Here is a 26,236-nt window from a genome sequence, read left to right on the forward strand (position 1 = left end):
GCGGCGTGCCCTGCCGGGCCGGGCTCCGCACGATAACCACACCGCCGGATACCCGACAACACGTACGGACCGCCGCGCCGGATCGATCATCCCAGGCCGGTGACCGGAACACCGGTCCGACCGGTCATCCCTACGACACGGTGACGCACGACCCCAGGGAGCGGAGATGGATCAGTTGCGTACCCACTTCGAGCAGGCATTCGACGGCGAACCGCCACCGGCGACGCCGGGCGAGGAACTGGCCCGCGCCGCGATGGCCGGCGGCACCCGGCTGCGCCGCCGCCGACGGCTCACCGTCGGTGGTGCCGCCGTCGCGGTGACCGCCCTCGCCGCTGTCGCGGCCGGCCTGGCGGTGCCCGTCCGGGACGCACCGGCCCCGGTGCCGGCGCAGGTGGTGCTGCCGTCGGCGACCCCGGTGCTGTGCGAGGGCGTGTCCGCCGAGGATGTCGCCACCGAGGCGTCGGTCTACCTGGCCGAGCAGGTCACCGACGCGCAGCGGGCCGCCATCGACACGGCGTTGCGTGCCGACCCACGGCTGTCGACGGTCCGCTACGACAGCCGGCAGGATGCGTACGAGAGGTTCCGGCAGATGTACCGGGACGGCCCGACCGAGGTGTTCTCGTTGTACACCCCGGAGGAGATCGCACAGGTCACCGCCGAGCAGTTTCCCGAGTCGTTCCGGCTCACCCTGACGGATCCGGCGGCGTACCCGCAGTTGGAGCCGGACCTGCGGGCCCTGCCCGGGGTCGACGAGGTCGTCGGCCGGTTCTGTCCGCACCGTACGTCGGCGCAGCAGGAGGGCGAATGACCGGCGTACGGACCGTGGAGCCGGCCGCCGACGGGCTGCCGGTGCGACCGCCGACCCCGGCGACCCCGGTGGGCGGGCCGGTGGCCCGCTGGGCGGCGGCCCGCCGAGGGCAGCGGGCGGTCCGCGACGAGGCGTTCACGGCGTTCGTCGTCGCCGCGGCACCCCGGCTGCGGCGCATCGCGTACCTGATGTGCCGGGACTGGCACCTGGCGCAGGACCTGACCCAGATCACCTTCACCCGGATGTACGCCTCGTGGGCGCGGATCTGGCCGGCGGCGAACCTCGACGCGTACAGCCGGCGGGTGCTGGTCAACGCGGTCGCCGACGCGATGAAGCGGCGCAGCCGTACCGAACTGGTGCTCGCCGAGCCACCCGAACCGTCGGCTCCGGCACCGGCCGGTGCCCCTGACCTGCAGGTGACGCTGCTGCGTGCGCTGGCCGAGCTGCCGGTACGGGACCGGGCGGTGCTGGTGCTGCGGCACTGGGAGGACCGCAGCGTCGAATCCGTCGCCGAGATCCTCGGGATGACCACGTCGGCGGTGAAGATGACCAGCATGCGGGCGCTGCAGCGGCTGCGTACCGAGCTCGGGGAGGACTTCCCGACCAGCTGATCCGACCGGCGACCTAGGCTGGGCGCATGCCCCCCGTGTCGACGTCACCGGACCCGTCGACGTCACCGCGCCAGCCGACCGGGCCGGATCGGTCGACGTCGCCGTACCGGTGGACGTTGCTCGACCTGGCGGTCGCGACGGCGGTGGCCACCATCGCCTGGCAGTACCGGGCCTCGCTGGCCGACCTGGTGATCGGCCTCGGCATGGCGGTGGCGCTGGTGTGGCGCCGCCGCCGTCCGATGACCGTCATGCTGGTCGTCGCCGGCCTGGGCGCGGCACAGCTGCTGGTCGCCCTGAGCGTGCCGGAGTTCTACGACGTCGCGGTGCTGATCGCGATGGCCGCTGTGGTGACCCACGCCGACCGGCAGTGGCACGCCGTACTGGCCGGCGGGATCACCCTGGTCGGCGTCGCCGTGCTCGCCGTCGACGCCAAACTGCTCGCCGACGACCACCACGTGACCGGCCTCGCCGACTTCAGCGAGTACGCCGTCCTGATGCTGATCTGCGTGGCGATCTGGCTGACCGCGTACATGTTGCGCAGCCGCAAGGAACAGACGGCGGTCGCCGCCGAGCGGGCGGCGGCGGCCGAACGGGAACGCGACCAGCTTGCCCGGCTGGCCGCCGCCGACGAACGGGCCGCGATCGCCCGGGAGCTGCACGACGTCGTCGCCCACAGCCTGGCGGTGATGACGGTGCAGGCGGACGGCGCCAGCTACATGATCGACCTGGACGCCGAGCAGGCCCGCAAGGCCATGATCACCATCGGTGACACCGGCCGCGACGCGCTGGAGGACATGCGCCGGATCGTCGCCGTGCTGCGCGGGGTCGACGCGTCACCGGCCGCCCCGCAGCCCGGGGCGGCCGGAACGCCCGACGACACCGACCGGCGTAGGGCCGGAATCGCCCAGCTCAGCGCCCTGATCGAGCGGACCAGGGGAGCCGGTCTCGTCGTCGAACTGAGCATCGACGGCGATCCGACCCGGTTGTCACCCGCCGAGGAGCTGACCATGTTCTGGGTGGTGCAGGAGTCGCTGACCAACACCCTGCGATACTCGGGTCCCGGCACGGCCGTCACGGTGACCGTCCGGATCGATGCGGACACCGCCGAGCTGACGGTGATCGACGATGGTCGAGGGACGGTCGCCACCCGGCCGGCCACTGCCCCGCCGGCCACTGCCCGATCGACCGCCGGACCGGCGTCCGGTGGCAACGGCCTGCTCGGCATGCGGGAGCGGGTGGCCGTGCACGGCGGCGAGGTGACTGCCGGACCGCGCCCGGCCGGCGGCTGGCAGGTCCACGCCGTACTGCCGATCAGGTCCCCGGCGCGGGCCGGGACGGAGCCGACGGAGGTGACGTCGTGACGATCAGAGTCTTCCTCGTCGACGACCAGGAGCTGGTCCGGGCCGGGTTCGCGATGGTGCTGGCCGCCCAGCCCGACATGGCCGTCGTCGGTGAGGCCGCCGACGGTGCCGCCGCACTCGCCGCGTTGGCCACCATCGAGGCCGACGTGGTGGTGATGGACCTCCGGATGCCGCTGATGGACGGCGTCGAAGCCACCCGCCGGCTCCGGGCCCAGGACCGTGCCGACGCGCCGAAGGTCCTGGCGTTGACGACGTTCGACACCGACGAGGACGCGTTCGCCGCGCTGCAGGCGGGGGCCAGCGGCTTCCTGCTCAAGAACGTGCGTCCCGCCGAACTGTTGGCCGCGATCCGGGTGGTGGCCAGCGGCGAGTCGGTCGTCGCACCCCGGGTGACCCGTCGGCTGCTGGACCGCTTCGCCGGGCACCTCACCCCGGAGCCGGCCGCCGACGACCGGCTCGCCGCGCTGACCGCCCGGGAACGTGAGGTGCTCGCCCTGGTCGCGGCCGGCCTGTCCAACACCGAGATCGCCAACCAGCTCTACGTCGCCGAGGCGACCGTCAAGACCCACCTCGGGCGGATCCTCACCAAACTGGACCTGCGGGACCGGGTGCAGGCCGTCGTCTTCGCGTACCGGATCGGTCTGGTCCGTCCCGGGCCGTGACCTGTCCGGAACTCAGGCCGTGACCTGTCCGGACTTCGGGCCGTGACCGGTCCGTCCCTTGCCCTGACCTGGGGCGTTGCGACCGGTATCGGATCGGATGTACGACCACGGTCGTACCCGGCGCCGTCCGCAGATCCGATCGTGCGCCGACGCGTCGGACACCCCCGCCGGCCGACGATGGTCATCGTTGCGAACCCCGACCATCGGAAGGCACCTGATGAGCACCCAGATTGACACCGGAACCCGCCGCCCCGCCGCGCTGCGACTGATCATCCTCGGCGTGGTGACCGTCGCGGTGCTGGCCGCTGTCGCGTTCGGCGTCAACTACCTGTGGCAGCAGCAGTTCGGGCCGACCCAGGCGTCAGCCGCCGACTGCCGGCTCGCCCAGCAGTTGCTCGACCAGACGAAGAACCCACCGAGCGAACCGGCCGAGGCCGAGCAGTGGGAACAGGACCTGCGCAAGATTCGCTACGCCCAGTTCGTCGATCAGGGGATCAGCACTGAGGTCGGCCGGTTCATCCACTGGTCCCGGGTCAAGGCGACCGGCGCGGGCGAGCGTCCGACCAAGGAGCAGATCAGCGAGGCGCGCAGTAACGCCGAGGGCCACTGCGCAAGCAGCGGCGTCAAGCTGACCTTCCCTGAGCTGGCCTTCTGAGATGAGTGTCGTCAACACCGCCGTGCCACGTACCCAGCTGCGCGGCATCCTGACCCGACCCGGCCGCCTGCTGCTCACCGGCCTGTCGGTGCTGGTCGCCGCGTTCGTGGTGGCCGGTGCCATGCTCGCCTACGAGATCGTCGCCCGCACCACGCTGGACACCTTCAGCGACACCCCACCCGGTGCCAGCCTGGTGGTCACCGTGAACGGCACCCTGATCGCCGACGAGCAGCGGGCCGCGATCGCCGCGTTCCCGGGCGTCAGCCAGGCCGTCGGCCGCGACGAGGTCCAGCTCGGGGTGGGTGAACCGTCTGCCGGCACGTCGATCCTGCTGGTCACCGACCCCGGCGCCGGACCGCTGGCGCGGACCACGCTGCTCACCGGACGGTACCCGACAGCGGGCGGCGAGATCGCCGTCAACCAGCGCGCCGTCGACCGGCTCGGCATCGCCCCCGGCAGCACCCTTCGGCTGTACGGCGGCGACCCGACCGCCGCGCCGACAACGGCGACGGTGACCGGCGTCGTCGACGGCCCGGACGCCAACTGGGAGCGGGCGTACACGCCGGACACGCTGCTCGCGACGGTGACGACGACCCCGGTCGGCTGGGGTCGGATCGACGTCGCCGCCGCGCCGGGGACCGACGTCGGCGGGCTCTCGGACGAGATCCTCAACTACCTCGACCGGTCGACCCGCAGCTGTACCCCAGCGCGGCACCCGGCGAATCGAAACGGCTGGCCGAGGCACAGGAGGCCGTGGCCCGCTTCGACCAGGTCTTCGCGCTCGCCGCGATGTTCCTGGCCGTCGCCGTGGTCGCCGCCCTGCTGGTCGCCTCGTCGACGTTCCGCATCGTGTTCGCCCAGCGGATGGGCCAGCTGGCGTTGCTGCGCCTGATCGGCGCCCACCGCCGGCAACTGGTCGTGGCGCTGACCATCGAAGGTGCGCTGGTCGGTCTGCTCGCCGGCACCGTCGGGGTGCTGCTCGCGGTCGGCCTCGGGCTGGCCGCACCGGCGCTCGCCGCCGCGGGCCAGCAGGTCTCCCTGCCCGAGGTGCCGGTCGGAGCCCTGGTGGCGGTCGTCGTCGGGGCGGTCGTGCTGACCGCCGGCGCGGGACTGGTGCCGGCGCTGGCCGCCGCGAACGTACCGCCGCTGCAGGCGTTGCGCAGCGCCGGCACGGTGACCGCCGAGTCGGGAATCAGTGCCGGGCGCCTGCTCGTCGGGCTGCTGCTGGCCGCCGCGTCGGCCGCCACGGTCGCGTCGACCATCTCCCGCGTCTCGGCGCCGGAGGCACCGGATTCGGCCGGGACGCTGCTGGGCATCGTCGGGATCGGCGCCTTCGCGTTCGGTGCGCTCGTCGCACTCGGACCACTGCTGATCCGGCCGGTGCTGGCAGTCGTCGGCTGGCCGCTGCGCAAGCTCAGGCCGGTCGGCACCCTCGCGGTGAGCACGATCGGCGGGGTGCCGCGCCGGGCCGCCGCAGTCTCGGTGGTGGTCGCCCTGGGGGTGGCCCTCGTCGGCGGCGCGGCGGTCGGTGCCGCCAGCCTGCGAGCCTTCACCGACCAGACGATGGCCGCCCGCGCCCCGGCCGATCTGATGGTGGTCGGCAGCGACCAGCCGCTCACCCCGGCGGTCGTCGACCAGTTGCGGGCGATGGCGGAACTCCGCCACGTCACCCCGATGGAGCTGCTCTCGTTCAACATCGACCAGTTCTCGTACACGGCTGTCACCATCGACCTCGACGCGCTGCCCCGGATGGCGGCGCTGGCCGTCGACGACGGCACGTTGACCAACGTCGGGCCGGGGCAGGCGGTGCTCGGGCAGAACCTGGCCGAGGACCTGTCGGCCGACGTCGGCGACCAGATCACCCTGACCGGTGACGCAGGGCAGGTGAGCGTCACCGTCACGGCGGTGCTCGGCGGCCGTGCACCGCTGGACACCGATGTGGTGCTGACCTCGGGCGACCTGGCTCTGCTCGGTGGTACCGACCCCACCGAGACCGGGGTGCTGGCCGACTTCGCCGGCGGCGACCACGGCGCGACAGTGGCCGCCGTACGGCAGCTCGCGGTCGCCAACGGTGCCGACGTGGGGGTGATGGCGGATTACCGGGAGACCGTCGAGTCAGAGGTGTCGTCGCTGTTCCTGATCGCGCTCGGACTGCTTGCCCTGACCGTGGCGATAGCGGTCGTCGGGGTCGGCACCACCACCGCGTTGTCGGTGCTGGAACGCACCCAGGAGGTCGGCCTGCTGCGGGCGCTCGGCCTCAGCCGCCCCCGGCTACGGGCGATGATCCTGCTGGAATCCGGCATGTACGGGATCGTCGGTGCGGTGCTCGGCCTTGCCCTGGGCGTACCGCTGGCCTGGCTGACGATCGAGGCACTGCAGTTGGGCACCCCGCTGGCGCTGCCGGCGGGCCAGCTGCTGGTGATCGTCGCAGCCCTGGGCGCCATCACCGCGCTGGCCGGGCTGTCGCCGGCCCGCCGGGCCGCCCGGGTCAGCCCGGTCGCCGCCATCGGCACCCCGGACTGAGCCCGGTCACGTCGCCACCCGCACCACCTCGCAGTGGTAACCCGACGAGTGGCCCGCTACCAGGTCCACGGTGGCCGTTCCATCCTGGTAGCGCACCTCGAACTCCGCACCGGGGCCACCGTCGGGGGCGGGTACCCGTACCCGGGTCCGCTGGCCCGGTGCCGGCGCGTACAGCCGCAGCGTCACCCCGTCGGCCCAGGGGTAGTCGGGCCGGTCGGTGACCGCCCCGAACGGGATGACCGCGCCGGGCCGGGCCAGCACGGGTACGCTGTCGAACCCGTGCTTCTCGGTGATCCACCCCGGGCCGGTGACCTGGGCGCCGGTCATCAGGTGGGTCCAGGTGCCGGCGGGCAGGTAGTAGGTGACCTGTCCGTCCGCGCTCATCACCGGGGCGACGAGCAGGTCGGGGCCGAGCATGTACTGCCGGTCGAGGTACGCGGTGGCCGGGTCGTCCGGGAACTCCACGATCATCGGCCGCATCACCGGTACGCCGTCGCGGTGGGCCTCCTCGGCCGCCGCCGCCAGGTACGGGATGAGGCTCAGCTTGAGCCGGGTGAAGCGGCGCAGCACGTCGACCGCCTCGTCGTCGTACGCCCACGGCACCCGGTACGAGCCGGAGCCGTGCAGCCGTGAGTGCGAGGAGAGCATCCCGAAGGCGATCCAACGCTTGAAGACGGCCGGGTCCGGCGTGCCCTCGAAGCCGCCGATGTCGTGGCTCCAGTAGCCGAAGCCGGACGCGGCCAGGGACAGGCCGCCGCGCAGCGACTCGGCCATCGCCACGAAGGTGGACTCGCAGTCGCCGCCCCAGTGCACCGGGAACTGCTGGCCGCCGGCGGTCGCCGACCGGGCGAAGAGCACCGCCTCGCCCGGTCCGCGCTCGGCCTCCAGCAGTTCGAAGACGGCCTTGTTGTAGAGGTACGAGTAGTAGTTGTGCATCCGTTGCGGGTCGGATCCGTCGTGCCAGACGACCTCGGTCGGGATGCGTTCGCCGAAGTCGGTCTTGAAGCAGTCCACGCCCATGTCGAGCAGGACCTTCAGCTTGCCCGCGTACCACTGCGCCGCCGCCGGGTTGGTGAAGTCGACGAGCGCCATGCCGGCCTGCCACTTGTCCCACTGCCAGATGGAACCGTCCGGGTTGCGGACCAGGTAGCCGGCCTTGCGGCCCTCCTCGAACAGGTACGACCGTTGGGCGATGTACGGGTTGATCCAGACGCAGACCTTCAGGCCGCGCTCGTGCAGCCGGCGCAGCATCCCCTCAGGGTCGGGGAAGGTCGCCGGGTCCCAGATGAAGTCGACCCAGTGGAACTGCCGCATCCAGAAGCAGTCGAAGTGGAACACCGACAGCGGCAGGTCCCGTTCGGCCATCCCGTCGATGAACTCGGTGACCGTCTTCTCGTCGTACGAGGTGGTGAACGAGGTGGAGAGCCAGAGCCCGTACGACCAGGCCGGCACCCGGGCCGGCCGGCCGGTCAGCGCGGTGTACCGGCGCAGCACGTCCTTGGGGGTGGGTCCGTCGAACAGGTAGTAGGTGAGCGACTGGCCCGGCACGCTGAACTGGGTCTGCGAGACCACTTCGGAGCCGACCTCGAACGACACATGCTCGGGGTGGTCCACGAACACCCCGTAGCCGGCGCCGCTGAGATAGAAGGGCACGTTCTTGTACGCCTGTTCGCTGGCGGTGCCGCCGTCGGCGTTCCAGATGTCGACGGTCTGGCCGTTCTTGACGTACGCCCCGAACCGCTCGCCCAGCCCGTAGATGGTCTCGCCGACGCCCAGCGCCAGCCGTTCGTGCACGTAGGTGTGCCCCTGCGCGTCGGTCACCACGCCGATGCTGCGTTCGGAGGAGGAGGTGACCAGCCGGTCGCCCCGCCGGAAGTCGACCCGCCACGGCCCGGTCAGCGCCACCCGGACGGTCAACTCGCCGGTGGTCAGCTGCGCGCTGAGCCCGGTGACGGTCACCTGCACCGGATGGTCGGTGCGGTCGGCGACCGCGAACCGGGGCTGTTTGGGCAGGCCGCCGGAGTGGTGTCCGATGGTCACCCCGGCCACGCCGGGGGCGGGGGAGAAGAACCGTACGGTGATCACCGGGCGGTTGAGGGTGTCCCCGCGTCCGGTGATCTTCCCGATCGGCGCGAAGACGGTCAGCGCGCGTCCGTCCGGTTCCACCTCCACCGACTCCACCGTGCCGGGGCGCAGCACGCTGACCCCGGGACGCAACTGCCAGTACCCGTCGGTGAACTTCACTTGTCGGCTCCTGCCGTGACGCCGCGCGCGAGGGTGCGCTGGAAGATGACGAAGAAGATGATCGCCGGAAGGATGCTCAGCAGCGCTCCGGCGTTGGTGGTGGGCGCGTCCATCAGCCGGTCGCCCTGCAACGAGGCGAGCGCGACCGGGACGGTCTGGGTCTGGTTGTCGATCAGCATGACCAACGGGATGAGGAACTCGTTCCAGGTCCAGATGAAGAAGAAGACCAGCAGCACCGAGATGGTGGAGCGGATGTTGGGCAGCACCACCCGCCAGAGGATTCGCCAGGTGCCGGCGCCGTCGAGCGCGGCGGCCTCCAGCAGCTGGCGGGGGAAGGTGCCGAGCACCGAGGAGAGCAGGTAGGTGCCGAACGCGGCCTGGATGACGGTGAAGATGATAATCACGGCCAGCCGGGTGTTGTAGAGCCCCGCCTCCTTGGCGAAGTGGTAGAGCGGGTAGACCAGCGCCTCCTGCGGAAGCATGTTGGCCAGCAGGAAGACGCCGACGATCCAGAGCCGGCCACGGACCCGGCCGATGCCGAGCGCGTACGCGCTGAGCAGCGAGACGAGTACGGCGAGGACCGCGACGGAGCCGGAGATGAGGATCGAGTTCCACAACTTGACCGGGTAGTCGACCTGCTCCCAGTAGGTGCGCAGACCGGTGGTGTAGAACTCGGTCGGCCAGGACAGCGGCCCGTTGGTGGAGTAGTCGCCCGGCGCCTTGAAGGCGTTGAGCAGCATGAACGCGAACGGCACCAGCATGACGAGCGCGGCCGCGCCGACGAGGGCGAGCACGATCCAGCGGCTGACCCCACGGTGGTGCCGGTCCGCGGGCCGCCGGGCCCGGCCGGGCCGGCGTACCGGCCGGCGTACGCGGTCGGTGTCGGGCATGGCGGGTACGACGGCCATCAGAGCCCTCCCCGGCGTTCGGCGCGGTGCTGTGCCACGAGGAAGCCCACCGCTATCAGGACGATGATCAGGGTCAGCACCATCGAGATCGCCGATCCGTAGCCGACCTCCAGCCGCTTGAAGAACGTGTAGTAGGCGAAGTAGGACGGCACGTTCGTGGCGTTCTCCGGGCCACCACGGGTCAGCGCGTAGATCGGGCCGAACACCTTCATCGCGGCGATGGTGCAGGTGAGGCCGACCACGAAGGTCTCCGGGCGGATCTGCGCCAGGGTGATCGACCGGAACCGCTGCCACCAGCCGGCACCGTCGATCTCGGCCGCCTCGTACAGTTCCGGGTTGACCCGCTCCAGCGCCGCCATGAAGACGACCACCGGGTAGCCGAGCTGCACCCAGATCATCACGGCCATCACCACCGGCAGTGCGCTGTCCGGGTCGCCGAGCCAGTCGTGCCCCAACGCGCCGAGCCCGACCGCGTCGAGCAGCCCGTTGAGTGCCCCGTCGGGGCGCAGAATCCAGCCCCAGATGATGCCGGCCACCACGACCGGGAGCACCTGCGGCAGGTAGAAGGCGGCGCGCAGCGCGGCGGCGGTGCGGGGACGGAACCGGCGTCCGATGGTGTCGAAGAGCACCGCGGCGAGTACCAGCCCGATCAGGGTGGGCAGCACCACCATCGCGATGATCATCGCTACCGTGTTCTGGAACGAGGTCCAGAAGACGTCGTCGGTGAGCAGGTTCCGGTAGTTGGTCAGGCCGGTGAACCGGGGCTCACCCACGCCGGACCACCTGGTCAGCGAGAGGTAGCCGGTGTAGCCGAGTGGACCGCCGATGACGAGCAGGAACAGCAGCACGCCGGGCAGCAGGTAGAGCCAGTACACGGTCCCGCGTCCGCCGGGCCGGCGCGCGGACCGGCCGCCCCGGGTCGGATTGGTCGGGGTCGGGGGTGACTGGGCCGGGGGTGACGTGGCTGAGGGTGACGCCGTCGTCCGCCCGGCGGCGGTGACGGTCTCGGGAACTGCCATGGGGGTTCCTCCACGGCGGGACGGGCGCACGGTGACCGGATCGACCGGAGTACGCCGGGCGCGCGCCCGTCCCGACCGCCGCTCAGTCGCGCGTGATCTCCGCGACGCCGTCCTGATAGGGCTTGGCGATCGCGTCGAGGACCTCCTCGGGCGACCTGGACTGGTTGATCAGCCCCTGCAGGCCGGAGACCAGCACGTCGTAGTAGCCCGGCACCGGCCAGTCCGGGTAGAAGGCGAGGCCGTCCTGAGCGCTGATGGTGTTGAAGTTCTCGACCAGCTTGCGGTCCTTTTCGTCGCTGATCGTCGCCGGGTCACCGGCCACCGGCACCCCGCCGTTGTTGCCGATCAACGCCTGGATCTCCGGCCGCAGGGTGATGTCGATGAAGTCGTACGCCAGGGTCTTGGCCTTGCTGGACTCCGGGACGACCCAGATGTTGCCCGAGGAGCCGGGGTGCAGGGTGGTGCCGGGGAAGAGGAAGGTGTCCCAGTCGTAGCTGATCTCGCTCTTGAACCGGCCGAACCACCAGCTACCGGAGACGATCATCGGTACGTCGCCGGCGATGAACGCGGTGCCCATGTCCTCGGCCTTGAGGCTGGCCGAGTCGCTGGCGATGTAGCCCTTCTCGACCCACTCGGCGAAGGTCTGGGCGCCGTAGCGCAGCGGGTCGGCCTGAAAGTCGACCGGGTTCTCGTAGAGCTGGTAGTCGTCGACGAAGCCCCGGTCGGCGCGGGAGAGGGCGAGCAGGTAGAAGAGCTGCCCGGCCGGGTACTCGGCACCGGACATGCCCAGCGGGGTGATGCCCGCGTCGACGAAGGTGTCCATCGCGGCGGTCATCTCGGCCAGGGTGGTCGGGACGCTCACCCCGTGCTCGGCGAAGAGCTCCGTGTTGTAGTAGACCATCACGTACTCGCCGTAGTTGGGTACGCCGTACCAGGCGCCCGAACCCATCACCCCGTTGTCGTACCGGGCGGTGGTCTGCAGGCTGGGGCTGAGTGCGGTGTCCCAGCCGCGGGCGGTCGCCTCCTCGGTGAGGTCGGCGAGCAGCCCCTGCGAGGAGAGCAGGCCGGCGGTGGCGTTGCCCTTGTTGTACTCCATGATGTCCGGGCCCTCATCGGAGTTGATGATCATGCCCGCGTTCTGCTGGATCTGCTCGAACGCCTTGCGTTCGAAGCGCACCTCCACCCCGGGGTGCTCCTCCTCGAAGATCTCGATCGCCCGGTCCCAGCCGATGCCCATCGCGCTGTTCTCGCTCTCGTAGTGCCAGAGCTTGAGAACGTTCGCCTCGCCGTCGGCCGTGTCGTCGCCGCAGGCGGTCAGCCCGGTCGCCGTGAGCGCGGCCACCACGACCGCCGTGGCTACTCTGTGAAATCGTCGCATTGCTAATCTCCCTGATGAGTATCTAGCCGGTACTCCTCAAGCCCGTCGCCGCGTGCCAGCGCGGCGGCGGGCTACTTCGGTGTCGGGGGTCGGCGGGTCGCCGCCGGCCCCGTCGTCGCGCGCGGTGTCGCTTCGGGTACGCGGAGACCCGCTGGACCCTCGGATCTCCAACGTGCACGGCAGTAGTTGCTGGTGGACTTCGTCGCTGCCACCGTCGACGTGCCGCAGCAGCGTCTCGATGGCGATCCGGCCCAGTGCCGAGCCGGGTGAGTTCATGGCGGTCAACGCCGGCGTCGCCAGGTCGGCGACCTGGGGCGAGGTGACCATGGAGACGACCGAGACGTCGTCGGGCACGGTCCGGCCCCGGGCGGTCAGCTCGCCGAGCAGGCCGAAGACGGCACTCTCGTTCATGGCGAGAATCGCGGTCAGGTCGGGCGCCAGCCGCAGGGCGGTGGCCAGCGCGGCTCGGCCCCCGGCCGCGCTGTCCTCGGCGAAGGTCGTCAGCGGCGTCAGGCCGTGGTCGGCCATCGCGGCGGTGAACGCGTCGCGGGTCCGCAGCGCCGGGCCGTAGCCTGCGGCAACCGCGTCGGCGGAATGGTTGACGTAGACGATCCGGCGGTGGCCCAGGCCGACCAGGTAGCCGACCGCGTCCCGGACCGTCCGGTCGAAGTCGATATCGACGTACGACAAGCCGGTGGTGTCGGCGGTGCGGCCGATCAACACCTGCGGTACGCCGATCTCCCGCAGCACCTCCACCCGGGGATCGTGCAGCTGCACCTCCATCAGCAGCGCGCCGTCGAGCATCCGCTGGCTGGCGAGACGGCGCAGCTCATCGAGGTCGCCCGCGCCGATGGGCGAGAGCACCAGGTGGTAGCCGGCCGCGCCGGCTGCGGCCGCCGCACCGGTGACGAACGCCGTCTCGGTGGCGCCGAGCCCCCGCTCGTCCATCGGCATCAGCAGGCCGAGGATGCGGCTGCGCCGGCTGGCCAGCCCCCGGGCCATCGCGTTGGGCTGGTAGCCGAGCTGGGCCATGGCGGCCAGCACCTTGTCCCGGGTCGCCGGGGAGATCGGCCGGGTGCCGGTGAGCACGTACGACACCGTGCTGGCCGACACCTGAGCGAGGCGTGCGACGTCCTGCATGGTGGCCATCGGACACCTCCCTGCGTGTCGCGTCGGGCCCGGTTCGCCCGGCCGGTGGCCGGATGGGTGGGCCCCGTGCGCTTCGTCGAATCGCTTCGACGAAGCGGTTCGACAGAACGTAGGCCACGTGTTACGGCCACGTCAATAGGCAATGACAGGTCCGCGTCGGCACCTTCGTCCGTGACTGCCGGCCGACGTCCGCGCTGGCAGCGTGCCTCGGCTGTATGGCTGGCGGCGCTGTTGTGGAGACGGAGGAGGTGCCTCGGTGGCGGTCGTCAAGCGGGGGGCGTCGGCCGATCGTTGTCAACGGTTGCCGGTACCGCTGGACGGTCCGCCGGATGCCGACCTACCACCAGGCCCTGGGCGCCGCTGACGTTTGCGGTAGAACGAGTCGAGCCGTCCGGTTGCGCGATCCCCGTCCTACCGTGCAGGTCGACTCGTCTGTCCCATCCCGGACCAATCGGGCAGAAGGCGATGCTCAGCCAGTCGTGCGGCGGCTAGCTGGACATGTGCGTCGGTGAATAGACGGGCCTTTCGCAGGCTCCATGCCGTAACGCGGCTGGTGAGCTCTGCGACGTCGCCGGTGGGTGGCGGTTGCACGGCCGCGAAATGCACAGTAGCAAGAAGTTCGAGACTGTATGGTGATTCGAAGCCGTCGACGACATCGAGCACCAAATTTAGCTGAGAGAGGTTTTTGGGATTCGTCTTTACTGACTCTTTGGCCGCTTCGTAGCTGCCAGTCAGGGGTCTGATGGGCGCGAATTCAGTTACCCGCGCTGACCTGTCACCGAGGCTGGTGAGGAAGTGGCCTTCCAGCGTGGCCAAGACGCGCGTCAGGCCCTCGGAGTACGGTCCGTAGCGTCCACGGACGAATTTAAGATTGAGCGGTGCGCCAGCGATTTGCAAGAGGTAAGCCAGCTTCTGCACCTCTAGCTCGCTGATGCCATCACGGAATTCCTGCAACCTGGCGCGGTCCAGATACGCACCGACTGCAGCTATCAGCAAGGCACGTAGCTCGGTCAGTTTGGGGCGTGGTGTGGCGTCCGGCATGCTCTCGGGCGGGGGTGCTCCTTCTGGAGCGTATACCACGGCGCGGATCTGGGGCATCCTCCGACATGCATCCTCTATCAGTGGTCGGACCTCGGCCCAGTCCAGGCCGCCGTTCCCGCAGCCAAGCGCCGGGATCGCGATCGAGCGGATCTCGTACCGCGAGACGACATCGACGAGGTCTGCCAGGCCAGCGCGAATGTCTTCCATTTTCGAGGGATTACGCCAGTGCTTCTTTGTCGGGAAGTTTATGATGTATCGCCGAGGGCCGATGATGCCGCGATCGACGAGGAACATTCGACCCAATCGAACCTCGCCACGCTTGCAGGCAGCTTGATAAGAGCGAAAATTCTCGGGGTAGGCGCGTTTGAACTGCAGGGCGATGCCCTTGCCCATCACTCCGACCGTGTTGACCGTGTTGACGAGGGCATCGGTGTCGGCGGTGAGGAGGTTGCCATGGCCATCCTCGATCATCTCCGTCACCCCCCAGGTCGTTGGAATCCGTAGTACCACGCGGGTACGACAGCCACACGTGAAGCTAGGTGATGGTCACCCAGCGTTGCTCGCGCTTGGGCCGCGTGTGCCAAATCGTACGCTGCTACCTGCTGGAACACAGCCAAGGGCACTTCCCTGTGCACCAGGAACTCCGCCATCCGGCGGCGCTGGCGGTCCGGGTCGTCGTCGGTGCTGTTCCAACGCTCTGCGAACATCAGTGGCCAGTCCACCATGCTGTCCAACTCATCGAGGGTAGTCGTGAACGTGGTGGCTGCGTTCGCGGCGTTGCCATCGGTCGCAACCCATGCCAGGCCGGCGTCGACAACGGCCCCGACTGTCGCGGCCAGGTAGACAAGATGACGGTCGCCGCCCGCGTACCGTCCAGGGATGCTGTCACGGTGGTCGCAGGCGATCCGATACATCATGGGCGAACGTGGGGCAAAGTAGAACGGAACGTAATCCCCAACGTATCCACGCGGACCGATTGGAATCTGCCGCCGGCGGCGGGAGTCCTTGATCGCTGGATCACCGACCTCCGTGCGGGTAAGGCCGGCACGGGCGGACACATCGCAGGCCAACCGACCCGTCGCGGCGATGATTGGAAGGTTCTCCACGTGCGTGAAGTGTAAGATCCATCGATCCCGTACGGACGTCGGTGCTGCTGAAGACATCCGTTCCGAACCTCCGCTGATGTGACTGCGAGTACGGGAGTCTATCGGAGGGTGCAGACGGTGCTTGTGCCTGAACTGGACGATGATGGTGTGCCCTCGGGACGAATCGAACGTCCGACCCCGTGATTCGTAGTCACGTGCTCTGTCCACTGAGCTACGAGGGTGTGCCGGTCGGTGCCGCCGGCACTGACCAGTGTCGTGTGCCCGGGGAGAGTCGAACTCCCATGCCTTGCGGCACCGCGTTCTGAGCGCGGCGTGTCTACCGGTTCCACCACGGGCACGTGGCGCGTCGCTGCTGAAGAGGAGTCGCCGGGTACGGGTCCGGCGACGAGTGGCGGGAAGTCATAGAGGGTGCTGGTGCATGCGGCCAGCTGGCAACGGTGGAGTCGGCGATGCGTCGCGTCGTCGCTCAGCCGGTCAACGGCGGCGGTCGGCCACGGCGGCCGACATGGCAAGCTGGCCATGAGGGCGATGCGGCAGACCGAGCGACGCACGTCGCTCTCGCCGCATTTCCGGCTTCCTCATAGCTGCCCCTGTGGCATGCTCGTCCCGATGGCCGTTGCGTGTTGCTGACTCGAACCGTAGGCCTCTCTGGCGGGCGGGTCCACCGATTTTCGCGTTGGGCCGCCTCAGCTCGCCCTGCGCTGCCTGGCCGGGTATTCGGGATCGTCGAGCGGGCCGACAACCCGGCTCGGCCGGGTACTCATGAGGTGACTTGATAGCGAGCCAGCATCGACACGATGGTTTCGATGCGGGCGGTCAGGGCCTCGCCGGACGGGTGACGGATCCGTGCCGAGGTAATCGTGGAGCCGAGGTCGTTGGCCAGCTCCAGGCGGAGTGCGCTGGTGCCGATGAGCGGATAGTCGTACCACCTGTGCGGGTCGTCGGCGTCGGTGGCGTCGAGTCCGGATGCGATGGCGTCCCAGTCCCAGTCGTCGGCCTCGTAGTGAACCAGTTCGGCGAGCGACTCGATCAGGGCGCGGACGTTCGTCGTGAGAACCCAGCCGTCGGTGGTGGCTGATGGGCTCAGCTCGCCGTCGATGCTCATCCGGTGAGGGTAGGCGGGGCGGTCGGAAGCTCGGACCGCACGGCGGCCGACCCCGGAGATCGGGCGGGCGGCGGTCGACGAGGCCGTGCGGCACCTGTTCGGCTGATGGCTGTACGAAGTGTCACTACCTGACCGGGACGATTCCCCGCCGCCGGCCTCGTCCGGGTGGCGCTGGACACGCGGGTCGCGGCCGCCGGGCTCATCTCTTGAAATGACCGCCCCCTGCGGATCTTGCCGGGCTGGGTGCCAATCCATGCCGGTGGACAGGCTGCCGGTACTCGGCTACGCTCGTAGCATGCCGGCTACGAGCGTGATTCCCTCGCGTGACCTGCGCAACCACACTGCGGAGGTCCTACGCCGCGTCGAGGCGGGTGAGGAGATAGAGATTCTGCACAACAATCGACCAGTGGCCAGGCTCGTCCCGCTACACGCCCGCCGCCAATGGATACCGGCAACCGAAATCTTGGCGCGGATCAGCGCGCTTGGGCCTGACCACACCGGCATGAGGGACGAACTGCGAGACACTCTGACCGACACCACCGACGACCTGCCGTGGTAGCGCCACGCCGCGCCGTCGCCGACACGTCGCTGTTCATCGGTCTGGAGGCGCGCCGCTTCGATGATCAGGCACTTGTCGGTCTGGACTTGGGCGTGTCCGTGATCACCCTGGGTGAACTCCGCCTCGGAGTCGTCAGCGCCAGCCACAATCCCGATGCCGCCTCCCGGCGTCTGGCCACCTATGAGCTGGCTAGACAGTTCCAGCCGCTGCCCATCGACGAACGGGTCAGCGACGCGTGGGCGCTGCTGGTGGCGAAACTGCGCGCCGAAGGCCGCAAGGCTCCGATCAACGACAGCTGGATCGCCGCCACAGCATTGGCGCACAACCTCCCGCTGGCCACACAGGACACCGACTACGACGTGATGCCCGGCTTGACCGTGCTCAAAATCTGAGCAACGACAGCACAGGGCTGCTGCCGATGACCGGAGGTGCCCCAGCTGGATGGGCTTTGACCTGCGGTTGTGAGTCCGTGTGAGAGATCAAGTGCGCCCGGTAGGGTTCGAACCTACGACCTTGGGATTAGAAGTCCCCTGCTCTATCCGCTGAGCTACGGGCGCGTGGCGATCTTCGGCTGGCGTGCACATAGTAGTGGCCGCTGGTGGTCGTGACGAGTGGCCACGAAGCCGGCATGGGTGGTGTCGGGAGGTCGGTTCCCTGGTCAGTCGGTCTCCGGTAGGCCTCGGTCGACCGGCCGTCGGGCCTCGACCGGCTGGGCCGGGTCCGGCCCGGTCGGTTCGCTGGTGAAGTACGCCCGCAGCCAGCGGTCCAGCTCGCTGAACAACTCGTCACGGGCCGGTTGGCGGGAGAGGGTCAGGTCGTGCAGGCCGCCGTCGATGCGTACGACGGTGACGTGCCGGCCGAGCCGTGGTGCCCAGCGGGCCATGTGTTCGACGTCGAGGACCGCGTCGGCGAGGGTGGCCGCGTCGTGCCACCGCCGGCTGCGGTAGGAGCGGGACGAGCAGGCCAGCAGGATCGGCGCGGTGATCTGCAGTCCGGCGCGCAACTGCCGTTGGGCGCGTTGGATCGCGGCCAGCCAGCCGGCCCGTACCGGGAAGCCGGCCAGTGGCTTCCACGCCAGGTCGTAGTCCCATTCGCCCCGCTGGGAGGCGTGCACGCTCTGCCCGTACACCCCGGAGAGCCCGACCGGGACGACGCGGTAGGGGGTGCGGTGGGTGAGGCGGCGGACGGCCGCCGCCAGCGGTCGGCGGACCAGCCAGGGGGCGTTGAGGTCGAAGAACGGGCTGTTGAGGAACAGTCCGTCCGGGGCGACGCCCTGGCTGGCACGGGCGTCGGCCCAGATGGTGGCGATCAGGCCACCGGTGGAGTGGCCGTTGACCAGCAGCGTCTCGTTGCCGTCCTGTTCCCGGATGATCCGGGCGGCGGCGTCGAGTTCGGGGAAGTAGTCGCTGAGGTCGCGGCAGAAGTTGGGGGTCTGGTGCGGTAGCAGACTGCGGCCGTACTTGCGCAGGTCGAGGGCGTAGAAGTCCCAGCCGCCACGGACGAAGTGGTCGGCCAGGTGGGTCTGGAAGAAGTAGTCGATGAAGCCGTGCAGGTAGAGCACCGCACGTCCGGCGGGGCGGTCGGCGCGGCGGCGGACCAGGGTCGCGACGACCGGGCCTTCGTCGTCCGGGTCCAGCTCGATGACCTGCTGCTCGTACGGCGGTCCGAGAATGTCAGGCTGCACGGGCTCGACCGTACCGCCGATCGGTTACCTGCGGGTACGGCACGCCCGGTGGCCGGGACGACCCCGTCCGGCCGATGGTGCCGCCACGTCGCCTCCGATAACTTGGAACGGCGTTCCACAAACCAGGGGCGCGGTGACGGGAGGAACCGTGATGAGCGTGGCCCAGGCCATCGAGCCGGTGTCCGGATTCGATTTGCACAGCGTCGCGATCCTGCTGCACCTGTTGCTGTTGACCTTCTGGCTCGGCACCGATCTTGGTGTCTTCTACGCCAGCCGGTTCATCGTGGACCCGACCGTGTCGCCGGCCGGTCGGGCCGTGGCGGCGAAGATCATGCACGTGGTCGACCTGTCGCCCCGGATCTGCCTGGTGCTGATGCTGCCCAGCGGGGTGACCCTGATGGCCGCCAGTGACCTCGGCGCGGACATCTTTGCCGGTTGGCCGCTGGCCGTCGCCTGGCTGATGGGCCTCGGCTGGCTCGCGGTGATGCTCACGGCGTTCCGGGGACCCTCCGGCGGTCTTGCCCAACGGGCGGACGTCCTCGTGCGGATCGGCGTCGCCGCCGTGCTGCTCGCGGCCGCCGGCTACACGCTGGTCGCCAACGCACCGTTCGGAGTGGACAGCAACCCACGGTGGCTCGCCGGTAAGGTCGCCGCGTACGCGTTGTGCATCGTCGGCGGGCTGATGATCCGGGTCACCCTGCGGCCCTTCGGACCGGCGTTCGCCCGGCTGATGTCCGACGGTTCGACACCGTCGACCGAGCGGGCGATCAGCGGTTCGATCGCGCGTGCCGTCCCGTGGGTCTTCTTCGTCTGGGCGATGGTCGTCGTCGCCACCGTCCTCGGCGTGGTCAAGCCGGGCATGCTGCCCGGCTGACCGCCACCGCGCCGCTGACCTGCCCGGCTGACCACCCGCGCGCCGCCCGATCCGCGCCGGCGGCACCACTGCACCGTGGACTCAGGTCGACGGCGTCACCAGCCAGTCGCCGACCCCGTACGGATCAGTGAGCGGCTGCGAGGCGTGCTCGTGCACGATCCGCCACCGGTCGTCGTCGCGGCGCAGCACCCAGGTCAACCGCATCGGCACGCCCCGGTCGTCACCGACGACGCCCTGCACCGTCATCTTCACGGTGGCGCTCACGCTGGCCAACGCACCCGGCACCCCGGCGGAGTCACCGGCGGTGCCGTGCACCCACGGACCGTCGGTCAGGTCCACCCGGGTCACCGACATCGGTGCGGCGCAGAAGGCCCGCCAGCCCCGGGCCACCGCCGGGTGACCGACGGTCTGCCACCGTGGTCCTTCGACGAAGACGTGCAGGTCGTCGATCCCCGCGTAGCAGTCCACGATCGCGTCGGCGTCACCGGCGACGATCGCCGTCAGCAGTGTGTTCAGTGCACCCAGCGGCGTACCCGGATCGGAGCCGGACCCCATCGTCGTCACCTCAACGCCACTCGGCCGGCACACCGCCGGCGCGCCGGGTCTCCCGGATCACCGACACCCCGATCAGCGTGTCCCCCTCGAAGCGCTGCCACAGCCGCAGCTTCTCGTCCGAGGTGACCATGGTGACCAGTTCGTCGACCCGTACCCCGGTCTCCTGCCAGTGGCCGGTGAAGAACAGCGCCCGGTCGTCCAGGACGGTGGCGGTGCCGGTGAAGCCGGCCATGCCGAGATCCAACGTGCCGTCACCGGCGAGCCGGCCGCGGAAGTCGACGGTGCGCTCCTGCTCCGTCCCCGGGTGGTACACCAGACGTTCGTACCAGTCGGGGCCGTCCAGCCGCAGCTCCTGCCGGCTGGGGAAGGTCTCGACCACGTCACCTGTCGGGGACAGGTGGGTGTACGTCCCGTCCCAGATCCCCAACGCCCGTTCCAGATAGTCCCGCATGGACACGGTCATCTCGGTCCCTCCTCCAACTGAGTTCCAGCGTCGTCGCCCGGCGACATGCCGGGTGCGGTGTCAGGTTCGTGGCCGCCGGGGGCGGTGTCAGATTCGTGGCCGCCGGGGGCGGTGTCAGGTCCGTGGCCGCCGGGGGCCGGCACCAGGTGGCAGGCCACCGACAGGTCCGGCGCGACCGGCAGCAACGGCGGTGCCACGTCCGCGCAGACCGGCAGCCGGACCGGGCAGCGGGTGACGAACCGGCAGCCGGCACCGGTGAATTCGGCATCGGGTTCGCTCGCCGGGCGGGCCCGCACCGCCGGCCGGTTGCGCGGGTCCGGGTCGGGGATCGCCGCGCGCAGCGCCCGGGTGTACGGGTGCGCCGGTGCGGTCAGGATCCGTTCGGCCGTACCGACCTCTACCAGGCTGCCCTGGTAGAGCACGGCGATCCGGTCCGCGACGCGGGCCACCACCGACAGGTCGTGGCTGATGAACAGCAGCGACAGCCCGAACTCGGCGCGGGCCCGGGCGAGCAGGTCGACCACCTGGGTGGCGGAACTGGAATCGAGGCTCGCCGTGGGCTCGTCGGCGACCAGGAACGACGGTGACAGGATCAACGCCCGGGCGACACACACCCGCTGCAGCTGGCCGCCGCTGAGCTCGTGCGGGTAGCGGTCGAGCATGGTGTCGGGCAGCCCGACCAGGTCGAGCAGCTCCCGGGCCCGGTCGACGCGCGCGGCAGGGTCGCCGATGCCGTTGACCCGCAACGGGTCGGTGAGCGCGGTGGCGATGGTGAAACGGCGGTTCACCGACGCGTACGGATTCTGGAAGACCATCTGCATCCGACGCCGTACGGTCCGCAGCTGCGCCTCGCTGAGCGCTGCGGTGTCCTGGCCGTCGAAGACGACCCGGCCGGACGACTGCCGGTTGAGCTGCAACAGGATTCGGCCGAGAGTGCTCTTTCCGGATCCCGACTCGCCGATCAGCCCGAGGCTCTCGCCGGCCGCGATGTCCAGGTTGACCTCACGTAGCACCAGCGGCGGCGGGGTCGCCGACCACCATCGGCGGCCACCGCCGTACCGGTGCTGGATGTCGCGGGCCATGACGAGCGGCGGCGCGGTGGTCGGCGCGGACACGGTCACCTCCGAGGCGGTACGGGCGGACGGTCCACCCTGCGGTCCGGTCACGGCGTCGCTCCGTCGACCGACTGGGGCAGCGCCGCCATCGACGCCAGCAGATGCCGGGTGTAGTCGTGGGCCGGCTGCTCGAACAGGGCGATCACGTCGGTGTCCTCGACGACCTCGCCCCGGCACATCACCAGCGCGCGGTCGCACAGCTCGGCGACCACCGGCAGGTTGTGCGTGACGATCACCAACGAGAAACCGAGCTCGGCCTGGAGCGCGTGGAGCAGGTCCAGCACCTGGGCCTGGGTGGTGACGTCCAGGCTGGAGGTCGGCTCGTCGGCGAGCAGCACCTTCAGCCGAGGGCTGGAACAGGCCAGCGCGATCATGATCCGCTGCAGCTGACCCTGGCTGAACTCGAACGGGTACCGGCCGAGTTTGTCCCGGCCGTCGATGCCGACGCTGGCCAACGCCCGCAGCATGGTCTCGGTGTAGCGGGAGCGGGGCAGTTCCGGTTGGTGCAGTCGGAACGAGCGGCGGAACTGGTCGCGGATGGAGAATGCCGGGTTGAGGGCGTTGACCGGATCCTGGAAGATCATCGCGATCTCGGAGCCGCAGCGGGACCGGAACTCGCGCCGGCTCAGCGACCGCAGGTCGGTGCCGTCCAGCCAGATCCCGTCGGCCCGCACCACGCCCGGCGGCCGGATCAGGCCGAGGACCGCCTTGAGCAGGGTGCTCTTGCCGGAACCGGACTCGCCGACGATGCCCAGCTTCTGCCCGGCCGGTACGGCGAGCGACATCGGCGCGACCGCCTGCACGTGCTGTCCATGGCCGCGGTAGCTGACCTGCAGGTTCTCAATCACAAGTCTGTCGCTCACGGTCACCTCTCTCCGGGGCGGGCATTCGATCCGCCGCTTCTGGCGGGCGGTCGGTGGTCTGCGGGCCGGGCAGCACGGTGGCCACCCGGCGGCGGATCAACCAGGCCGCCGGGAGCAGGGCGAGTCCGGCGAACAGCAGCGTGATCTGCAGCGGCGTCAGCCGGCCGGGGCTGCCGACCGCGCCGACCTGCTGGTAGACGCTGCCGAGGACGGTGACACCGACGACCGACCCGACCTGCCGGGCCAGGCTCAGATTGGTCAGCGCCGCCGGCAGCGCGCTCGGCCGTACGATGCTCATCGCCGCCGCCGTGTCCCCGGCGAACAGCACCCCGACGGCCAGACCGATCGGCGGCAGCGACAGGGCGAACACCGTCAGCGGCGCGGCGCCGGCCGCCCCGACGGCCAGGTACGCCGCGACCAGCCAGATCGCCGCCACCGACATCAGGGTGCCCAGCCCCCAGCGTTGGCTCAGCCGGCCGGCGAGCTGACTGCCGACCGGGATCAGCGCCATCGTCGCGAACACCGCCCAGCCCGCGACGGTCGCGGTGGCACCCTGTTCGACCTGCAGCGACAGGCTCACCACGTAGCCGCCGCCGGCGACGACGGCGTTGTAGACGACCCCGGCGGCGATCAGCGCGCCGAACCCGGCGTGGGCGAAGACCCGCAGGTCGAACGCGGGCCACGTGGTCCGGCGTTCGACGATGAGGAACGTCACCGCGACCGGCACCGCCAGCGCGACACTGGTCGTCACCAGGATCCAGTCCGGATCGGGCCGGCCGGCTTCCAACACTCCGGCGCAGGCCAGGCAGACCGCCGCGCCGCCGGTGACCATGCCGACGAGGTCCAGCCGGCGTCGGTCGACGGTGATGTCGGACAGTCGGGCGGCGAGGACCAGCCCGGCTCCGGCGGCCACCAGCTCCACCAGGAAGATCAGCCGCCAGCTCACCGTCTCGGTCAACAGCCCGCCGATCACCGGCCCGACGAAGATGCCGACCGAGCTGATCGTCACCCAGGTCGCGACGGCCCGGACCCGCTGGTGACCGGGCACGTTCGCGTCGAGCAGCGCCGCCGAGTTCGGGATCATCATCGCGCCGCCGGCGCCCTGCAGCACCCGGGCCACGACCAGCAGCCAGTAGGAGCCGGCGACCAGGGCCAGGCCACTGCCGGCGGCGAACAGCGTCAGCCCGAGCTGGTAGCCGCGCCGCCGGCCGATCCGGGCGGCCAACGCCCCGGCGCTGGGCAGCACCGCCAGGTTGGCCAGCATGAACGTGACGAACAGCCACCGGGCGGCGGTTTCGCTGATGCCGACCTCACGGGCCACCGTCGGCAGACTCACCGTCAACGCGGTGTTGTCGAGCATCACCAGGCCGAGGCCGATCGCGCAGGTCGTCGCCGCGAGCGGGACGCTCGCCGCCGGCCGGTCCGGGGTGGGGTCGACGCGTCGGGTCACGGCCGGCCACCGACCTGCCCGGTTGCGGTGCCGTCGACCCCGAGCCCGATACCGGCCCCGCCGTCGTCGTCGGCCCGCTGGAAGAGTTCGATCGCCTCGCCGCCGGTGCCGACGAACAGCCGGGAGCGGGCCGGGCCGTACACCGGCAGATTCACCGACACCTCGTCGGCGACCGGTCGCCCGCCGGCACCGCACAGCGTCGTCCCGGCCGCCGCCAGGTCGTCGACCTCGAACGAGATCGAGGTGATCCCGGTACGCGGTGGCGCGGTGTCGGTGCACCGGCCGGTCAGGCCGACGTACTGGACGATCTCCACGCGGCCGGCGTCGCCGCTGCCAGGCGCGTACAGGTTGACGTCGCGGAGCCGGACACCGCCGGGCACGTGGAAGAAGTCGGCCATGCCGTCGATGGTCCGGTCGAACCAGACCCGCAGGCCGAGTCGGGTGTAGAACGTCGTCGCGGCGTCGGCGTCCGGCACGTGTACGGCGATCGTCTGCACCCGGTGCGGTCCGGTCGCCGCGCCGGTGAACCCCGTACGGTCCTCGACGATCTCGAACACGTCCAGCACGGTGCCGTCCGGGTCGTGCGACAGCGAGTCCCAGACGGTGATCTCCGGTGTGATGCTCCACTTGCGCGGGGCCGACAGCACCAGTTCGCTGTCGGCCTGGACCCGCTGGCGTACCTCGTCGATCCGGTCCACCCGCAGGTTGACCGCGTAGTGGCCGTGGTCGCGCCGGTCGGCGCCGGTGCGTGCCGGTGGGCCGGGTGCGGCCCACCCGTACAGCCGCAGCAGCCCGGACGTGGCCCCGGCCGGGCCGAGTACGGCGACCTGCGCGGGACATGGCCCGGCCAGCCCCCACAGCGCGGCGGTGTCGTCACCGTCGTCGTCGGCCCGGTGCAGCACCTGGTAGCCGAAGGCCCGGCGGTAGAAGGCGATCGACGCGGGCAGGTCCCGGACGCCCAGGGTGACGTACCTGAGTTCGGAGACGCCGCCCACCGCCGACACCACGCTCACCTGACCTGCACGACGAGGTTGCCGTACGCGGTGCGTTCCCGCAGCATCGTCAGTCCGTCCGGCAGCTCGGTGAACGGGATCGTGGCGCCGATGACCGGCCGCAGGTCGCCGCGGGCGGCCAGACCGAGCACGTCGCGGATGCTCTTGCGGGTCCAGCTGGACGCCCCGGCGATGGCGATCTCCCGGATCGTCGACTCCTTCAGATCGAAGCTGGCCCGGTCGCCGGACATGTAGCCGCCGACGATGATCCGGCCGTGGTGGCGCATCGAGGACATGAACCGGGGCCAGGTGCCGGCACCGGCGATGTCCAGCACACAGTCGATCCCGAACCCGCCGGAGAGCTGGGTGAACCCGGCCGACCAGTCGTCGTCGGCGCGGTGGTCCAGGACCAGTTCGACGCCGAGACCGGTGAGCCGTTTCGCCTTGTCCGGGCCGCCGGCGGTGGCCGCCACCCGGGTGCCGGCGAGCTTGGCGATCTGCACCAGCATCGAACCGACCCCGCTGGAGCCGCCGGTGACCAGCACCGTCTCGTTGGGCCGGAGCTGGCCCCGGACGATCGCCATGTGCCAGGCCGTGCCGCCGGAGACGGTCATCGCCGCGGCATCGACGAAGGACACCTCGTCGGGGATGCGGACCGCGTAGCCGGCCGGCACCCGGGCGTACTCGGCGTAGGCGCCGTCGATGGTGCGGCCGAACTTCGGCGCGTTCAGCGCCGCCGCGACCTGACAGGTGTTCTCGTTGCCGCCGACGCATTCGTCGCAGTCGCCGCAGGCCCACCGGTAGTGCACGGTGACCCGTTCGCCGACGCGCCCGGCGGGCGCGCCGGGTCCGGCGGCGACGATCACCCCGGCCGCCTCGATCCCGGGGATCATCGGGTACGGCCGGTGCTGGTCGGGACCTTCCCAGTCGCCCCGGATCAGCTGCATCTCGGAGCTGTTCAGTCCGATCGCGTGGACCTCGACGAGGACCTCACCGGCGGCCGGCTCCGGCACCGGTACGTCGTCGAACTCCAGCCTGCCAGCTCCGCTGCGGTGCAACCGCCACGCCTTCATCTCCACCTGCTCCTCGGCTCGTCGGGGTCGTCGGTCGG

26 protein-coding genes and 3 tRNA genes are annotated in these 26,236 nt (G+C 70.4%); 10 read left to right on the plus strand and 19 right to left on the minus strand.

Features of this window, described 5'->3' with window-relative positions:
- The first annotated feature begins 166 nt into the window (after positions 1-166).
- From O7608_RS11805 to O7608_RS31980, 7 genes are all read left to right on the plus strand, one after another.
- Complete coding sequence (locus O7608_RS11805) at positions 167-808, plus strand: permease-like cell division protein FtsX (protein WP_289209995.1); 642 nt, start codon at positions 167-169, stop codon at positions 806-808.
- Positions 805-1,419, plus strand: coding sequence for a SigE family RNA polymerase sigma factor (locus tag O7608_RS11810; RefSeq protein ID WP_289209996.1), 615 nt, complete (start codon positions 805-807; stop codon positions 1,417-1,419). The genes O7608_RS11805 and O7608_RS11810 overlap by 4 nt, the downstream gene beginning before the upstream one ends.
- Positions 1,420-1,445: 26 nt before the next feature.
- Positions 1,446-2,780 (plus strand): sensor histidine kinase, encoded by a 1,335-nt coding sequence (locus O7608_RS11815; RefSeq protein WP_289209997.1) that lies wholly within the window; start codon positions 1,446-1,448, stop codon positions 2,778-2,780.
- On the plus strand, positions 2,777-3,442 hold the full coding sequence (locus O7608_RS11820; protein ID WP_289209998.1) for a response regulator: 666 nt from the start codon (positions 2,777-2,779) through the stop codon (positions 3,440-3,442). Before O7608_RS11815 ends, O7608_RS11820 begins: the two co-directional genes overlap by 4 nt.
- Before the next feature lie 217 nt (positions 3,443-3,659).
- Positions 3,660-4,097 (plus strand): hypothetical protein, encoded by a 438-nt coding sequence (locus tag O7608_RS11825; protein WP_289209999.1) that lies wholly within the window; start codon positions 3,660-3,662, stop codon positions 4,095-4,097.
- A gap of 1 nt (position 4,098) precedes the next feature.
- Positions 4,099-4,989 (plus strand): ABC transporter permease, encoded by an 891-nt coding sequence (locus tag O7608_RS11830; RefSeq protein WP_289210000.1) that lies wholly within the window; start codon positions 4,099-4,101, stop codon positions 4,987-4,989.
- Entirely contained in the window at positions 4,887-6,620 is a 1,734-nt protein-coding gene (locus O7608_RS31980) for an ABC transporter permease (RefSeq protein ID WP_353850562.1), read from the plus strand. Before O7608_RS11830 ends, O7608_RS31980 begins: the two co-directional genes overlap by 103 nt.
- Before the next feature lie 6 nt (positions 6,621-6,626).
- On the opposite strand, the gene yicI is transcribed toward O7608_RS31980, so the two are convergent.
- The 10 genes from yicI to O7608_RS11885 all read right to left on the minus strand — a co-directional run bounded on the left by yicI (position 6,627) and on the right by O7608_RS11885 (position 16,570).
- Complete coding sequence (gene yicI / locus O7608_RS11840; RefSeq protein ID WP_289210001.1) at positions 6,627-8,864, minus strand: alpha-xylosidase; 2,238 nt, start codon at positions 8,862-8,864, stop codon at positions 6,627-6,629.
- The gene (locus tag O7608_RS11845) at positions 8,861-9,772 is read right to left on the minus strand and encodes a carbohydrate ABC transporter permease (RefSeq protein WP_289210002.1); all 912 of its coding nucleotides are present in this window, start codon (positions 9,770-9,772) and stop codon (positions 8,861-8,863) included. The genes yicI and O7608_RS11845 overlap by 4 nt, the downstream gene beginning before the upstream one ends.
- The gene (locus tag O7608_RS11850; protein ID WP_289210003.1) at positions 9,772-10,791 is read right to left on the minus strand and encodes a carbohydrate ABC transporter permease; all 1,020 of its coding nucleotides are present in this window, start codon (positions 10,789-10,791) and stop codon (positions 9,772-9,774) included. Before O7608_RS11850 ends, O7608_RS11845 begins: the two co-directional genes overlap by 1 nt.
- A gap of 82 nt (positions 10,792-10,873) precedes the next feature.
- Complete coding sequence (locus O7608_RS11855) at positions 10,874-12,169, minus strand: ABC transporter substrate-binding protein (RefSeq protein WP_289210004.1); 1,296 nt, start codon at positions 12,167-12,169, stop codon at positions 10,874-10,876.
- 36 nt (positions 12,170-12,205) lie between these two features.
- Positions 12,206-13,318: a LacI family DNA-binding transcriptional regulator gene (locus O7608_RS11860; protein WP_289210005.1), complete on the minus strand. Its 1,113-nt coding sequence runs from the start codon at positions 13,316-13,318 to the stop codon at positions 12,206-12,208.
- A 411-nt stretch (positions 13,319-13,729) separates the two neighbouring features.
- Positions 13,730-14,830: a type II toxin-antitoxin system antitoxin DNA ADP-ribosyl glycohydrolase DarG gene (gene darG / locus O7608_RS11865; RefSeq protein ID WP_289210865.1), complete on the minus strand. Its 1,101-nt coding sequence runs from the start codon at positions 14,828-14,830 to the stop codon at positions 13,730-13,732.
- 5 nt (positions 14,831-14,835) lie between these two features.
- Complete coding sequence (gene darT / locus O7608_RS11870) at positions 14,836-15,522, minus strand: type II toxin-antitoxin system toxin DNA ADP-ribosyl transferase DarT (RefSeq protein ID WP_421359693.1); 687 nt, start codon at positions 15,520-15,522, stop codon at positions 14,836-14,838.
- A 91-nt stretch (positions 15,523-15,613) separates the two neighbouring features.
- Positions 15,614-15,685: transfer RNA gene (locus O7608_RS11875), tRNA-Arg, on the minus strand.
- A gap of 36 nt (positions 15,686-15,721) precedes the next feature.
- Positions 15,722-15,803, minus strand: a tRNA-Leu gene (locus tag O7608_RS11880).
- Positions 15,804-16,225: 422 nt separating this feature from the next.
- Positions 16,226-16,570 carry a hypothetical protein gene (locus O7608_RS11885; RefSeq protein ID WP_289210007.1) on the minus strand — a complete coding sequence of 115 codons (345 nt, stop codon included), beginning with the start codon at positions 16,568-16,570 and terminating at the stop codon, positions 16,226-16,228.
- A 295-nt stretch (positions 16,571-16,865) separates the two neighbouring features.
- Here O7608_RS11885 and O7608_RS31985 point away from each other — a divergent pair, with 295 nt between their 5' ends.
- Both O7608_RS31985 and O7608_RS11890 read left to right on the plus strand, forming a co-directional pair.
- On the plus strand, positions 16,866-17,129 hold the full coding sequence (locus tag O7608_RS31985) for a type II toxin-antitoxin system Phd/YefM family antitoxin (protein ID WP_353850527.1): 264 nt from the start codon (positions 16,866-16,868) through the stop codon (positions 17,127-17,129).
- Positions 17,123-17,521, plus strand: a complete 399-nt coding sequence (locus O7608_RS11890; protein WP_289210008.1) for a type II toxin-antitoxin system VapC family toxin — start codon at positions 17,123-17,125, stop codon at positions 17,519-17,521. The genes O7608_RS31985 and O7608_RS11890 overlap by 7 nt, the downstream gene beginning before the upstream one ends.
- 92 nt (positions 17,522-17,613) lie before the next feature.
- On the opposite strand, the gene O7608_RS11895 is transcribed toward O7608_RS11890, so the two are convergent.
- A tRNA-Arg gene (locus O7608_RS11895) sits at positions 17,614-17,686 on the minus strand.
- A gap of 101 nt (positions 17,687-17,787) precedes the next feature.
- On the minus strand, positions 17,788-18,813 hold the full coding sequence (locus tag O7608_RS11900; RefSeq protein ID WP_289210009.1) for an alpha/beta hydrolase: 1,026 nt from the start codon (positions 18,811-18,813) through the stop codon (positions 17,788-17,790).
- Between the two features lie 151 nt (positions 18,814-18,964).
- Between O7608_RS11900 and O7608_RS11905 the strand changes: the two genes are divergently transcribed.
- The gene (locus O7608_RS11905) at positions 18,965-19,687 is read left to right on the plus strand and encodes a hypothetical protein (protein WP_289210010.1); all 723 of its coding nucleotides are present in this window, start codon (positions 18,965-18,967) and stop codon (positions 19,685-19,687) included.
- 81 nt (positions 19,688-19,768) lie between these two features.
- Here the strand turns inward: O7608_RS11905 and O7608_RS11910 are convergent, their stop codons facing one another.
- Genes O7608_RS11910 through O7608_RS11940 form a run of 7 tightly spaced genes read right to left on the minus strand, consistent with a single transcriptional unit; the run spans position 19,769 to position 26,198 of the window.
- Positions 19,769-20,242 carry a YybH family protein gene (locus O7608_RS11910; protein ID WP_289210011.1) on the minus strand — a complete coding sequence of 158 codons (474 nt, stop codon included), beginning with the start codon at positions 20,240-20,242 and terminating at the stop codon, positions 19,769-19,771.
- Between the two features lie 10 nt (positions 20,243-20,252).
- Positions 20,253-20,705 (minus strand): hypothetical protein, encoded by a 453-nt coding sequence (locus O7608_RS11915; RefSeq protein WP_289210012.1) that lies wholly within the window; start codon positions 20,703-20,705, stop codon positions 20,253-20,255.
- A complete protein-coding gene (locus tag O7608_RS11920) occupies positions 20,702-21,871 on the minus strand; it encodes an oligopeptide/dipeptide ABC transporter ATP-binding protein (RefSeq protein WP_289210013.1) in 1,170 nt (389 codons plus the stop codon). The genes O7608_RS11915 and O7608_RS11920 overlap by 4 nt, the downstream gene beginning before the upstream one ends.
- Positions 21,868-22,683, minus strand: coding sequence for an ABC transporter ATP-binding protein (locus O7608_RS11925; RefSeq protein ID WP_289210014.1), 816 nt, complete (start codon positions 22,681-22,683; stop codon positions 21,868-21,870). Before O7608_RS11925 ends, O7608_RS11920 begins: the two co-directional genes overlap by 4 nt.
- The gene (locus O7608_RS11930; RefSeq protein WP_289210015.1) at positions 22,661-24,133 is read right to left on the minus strand and encodes an MFS transporter; all 1,473 of its coding nucleotides are present in this window, start codon (positions 24,131-24,133) and stop codon (positions 22,661-22,663) included. Before O7608_RS11930 ends, O7608_RS11925 begins: the two co-directional genes overlap by 23 nt.
- On the minus strand, positions 24,130-25,146 hold the full coding sequence (locus tag O7608_RS11935) for a VOC family protein (RefSeq protein WP_289210016.1): 1,017 nt from the start codon (positions 25,144-25,146) through the stop codon (positions 24,130-24,132). Before O7608_RS11935 ends, O7608_RS11930 begins: the two co-directional genes overlap by 4 nt.
- Positions 25,143-26,198 (minus strand): quinone oxidoreductase family protein, encoded by a 1,056-nt coding sequence (locus O7608_RS11940; protein WP_289210866.1) that lies wholly within the window; start codon positions 26,196-26,198, stop codon positions 25,143-25,145. Before O7608_RS11940 ends, O7608_RS11935 begins: the two co-directional genes overlap by 4 nt.
- Between the last annotated feature and the right edge of the window lie 38 nt (positions 26,199-26,236).

This window comes from Solwaraspora sp. WMMA2056, assembly GCF_030345095.1.
In the GTDB taxonomy this organism is placed as follows: Bacteria; Actinomycetota; Actinomycetes; order Mycobacteriales; family Micromonosporaceae; genus Micromonospora_E.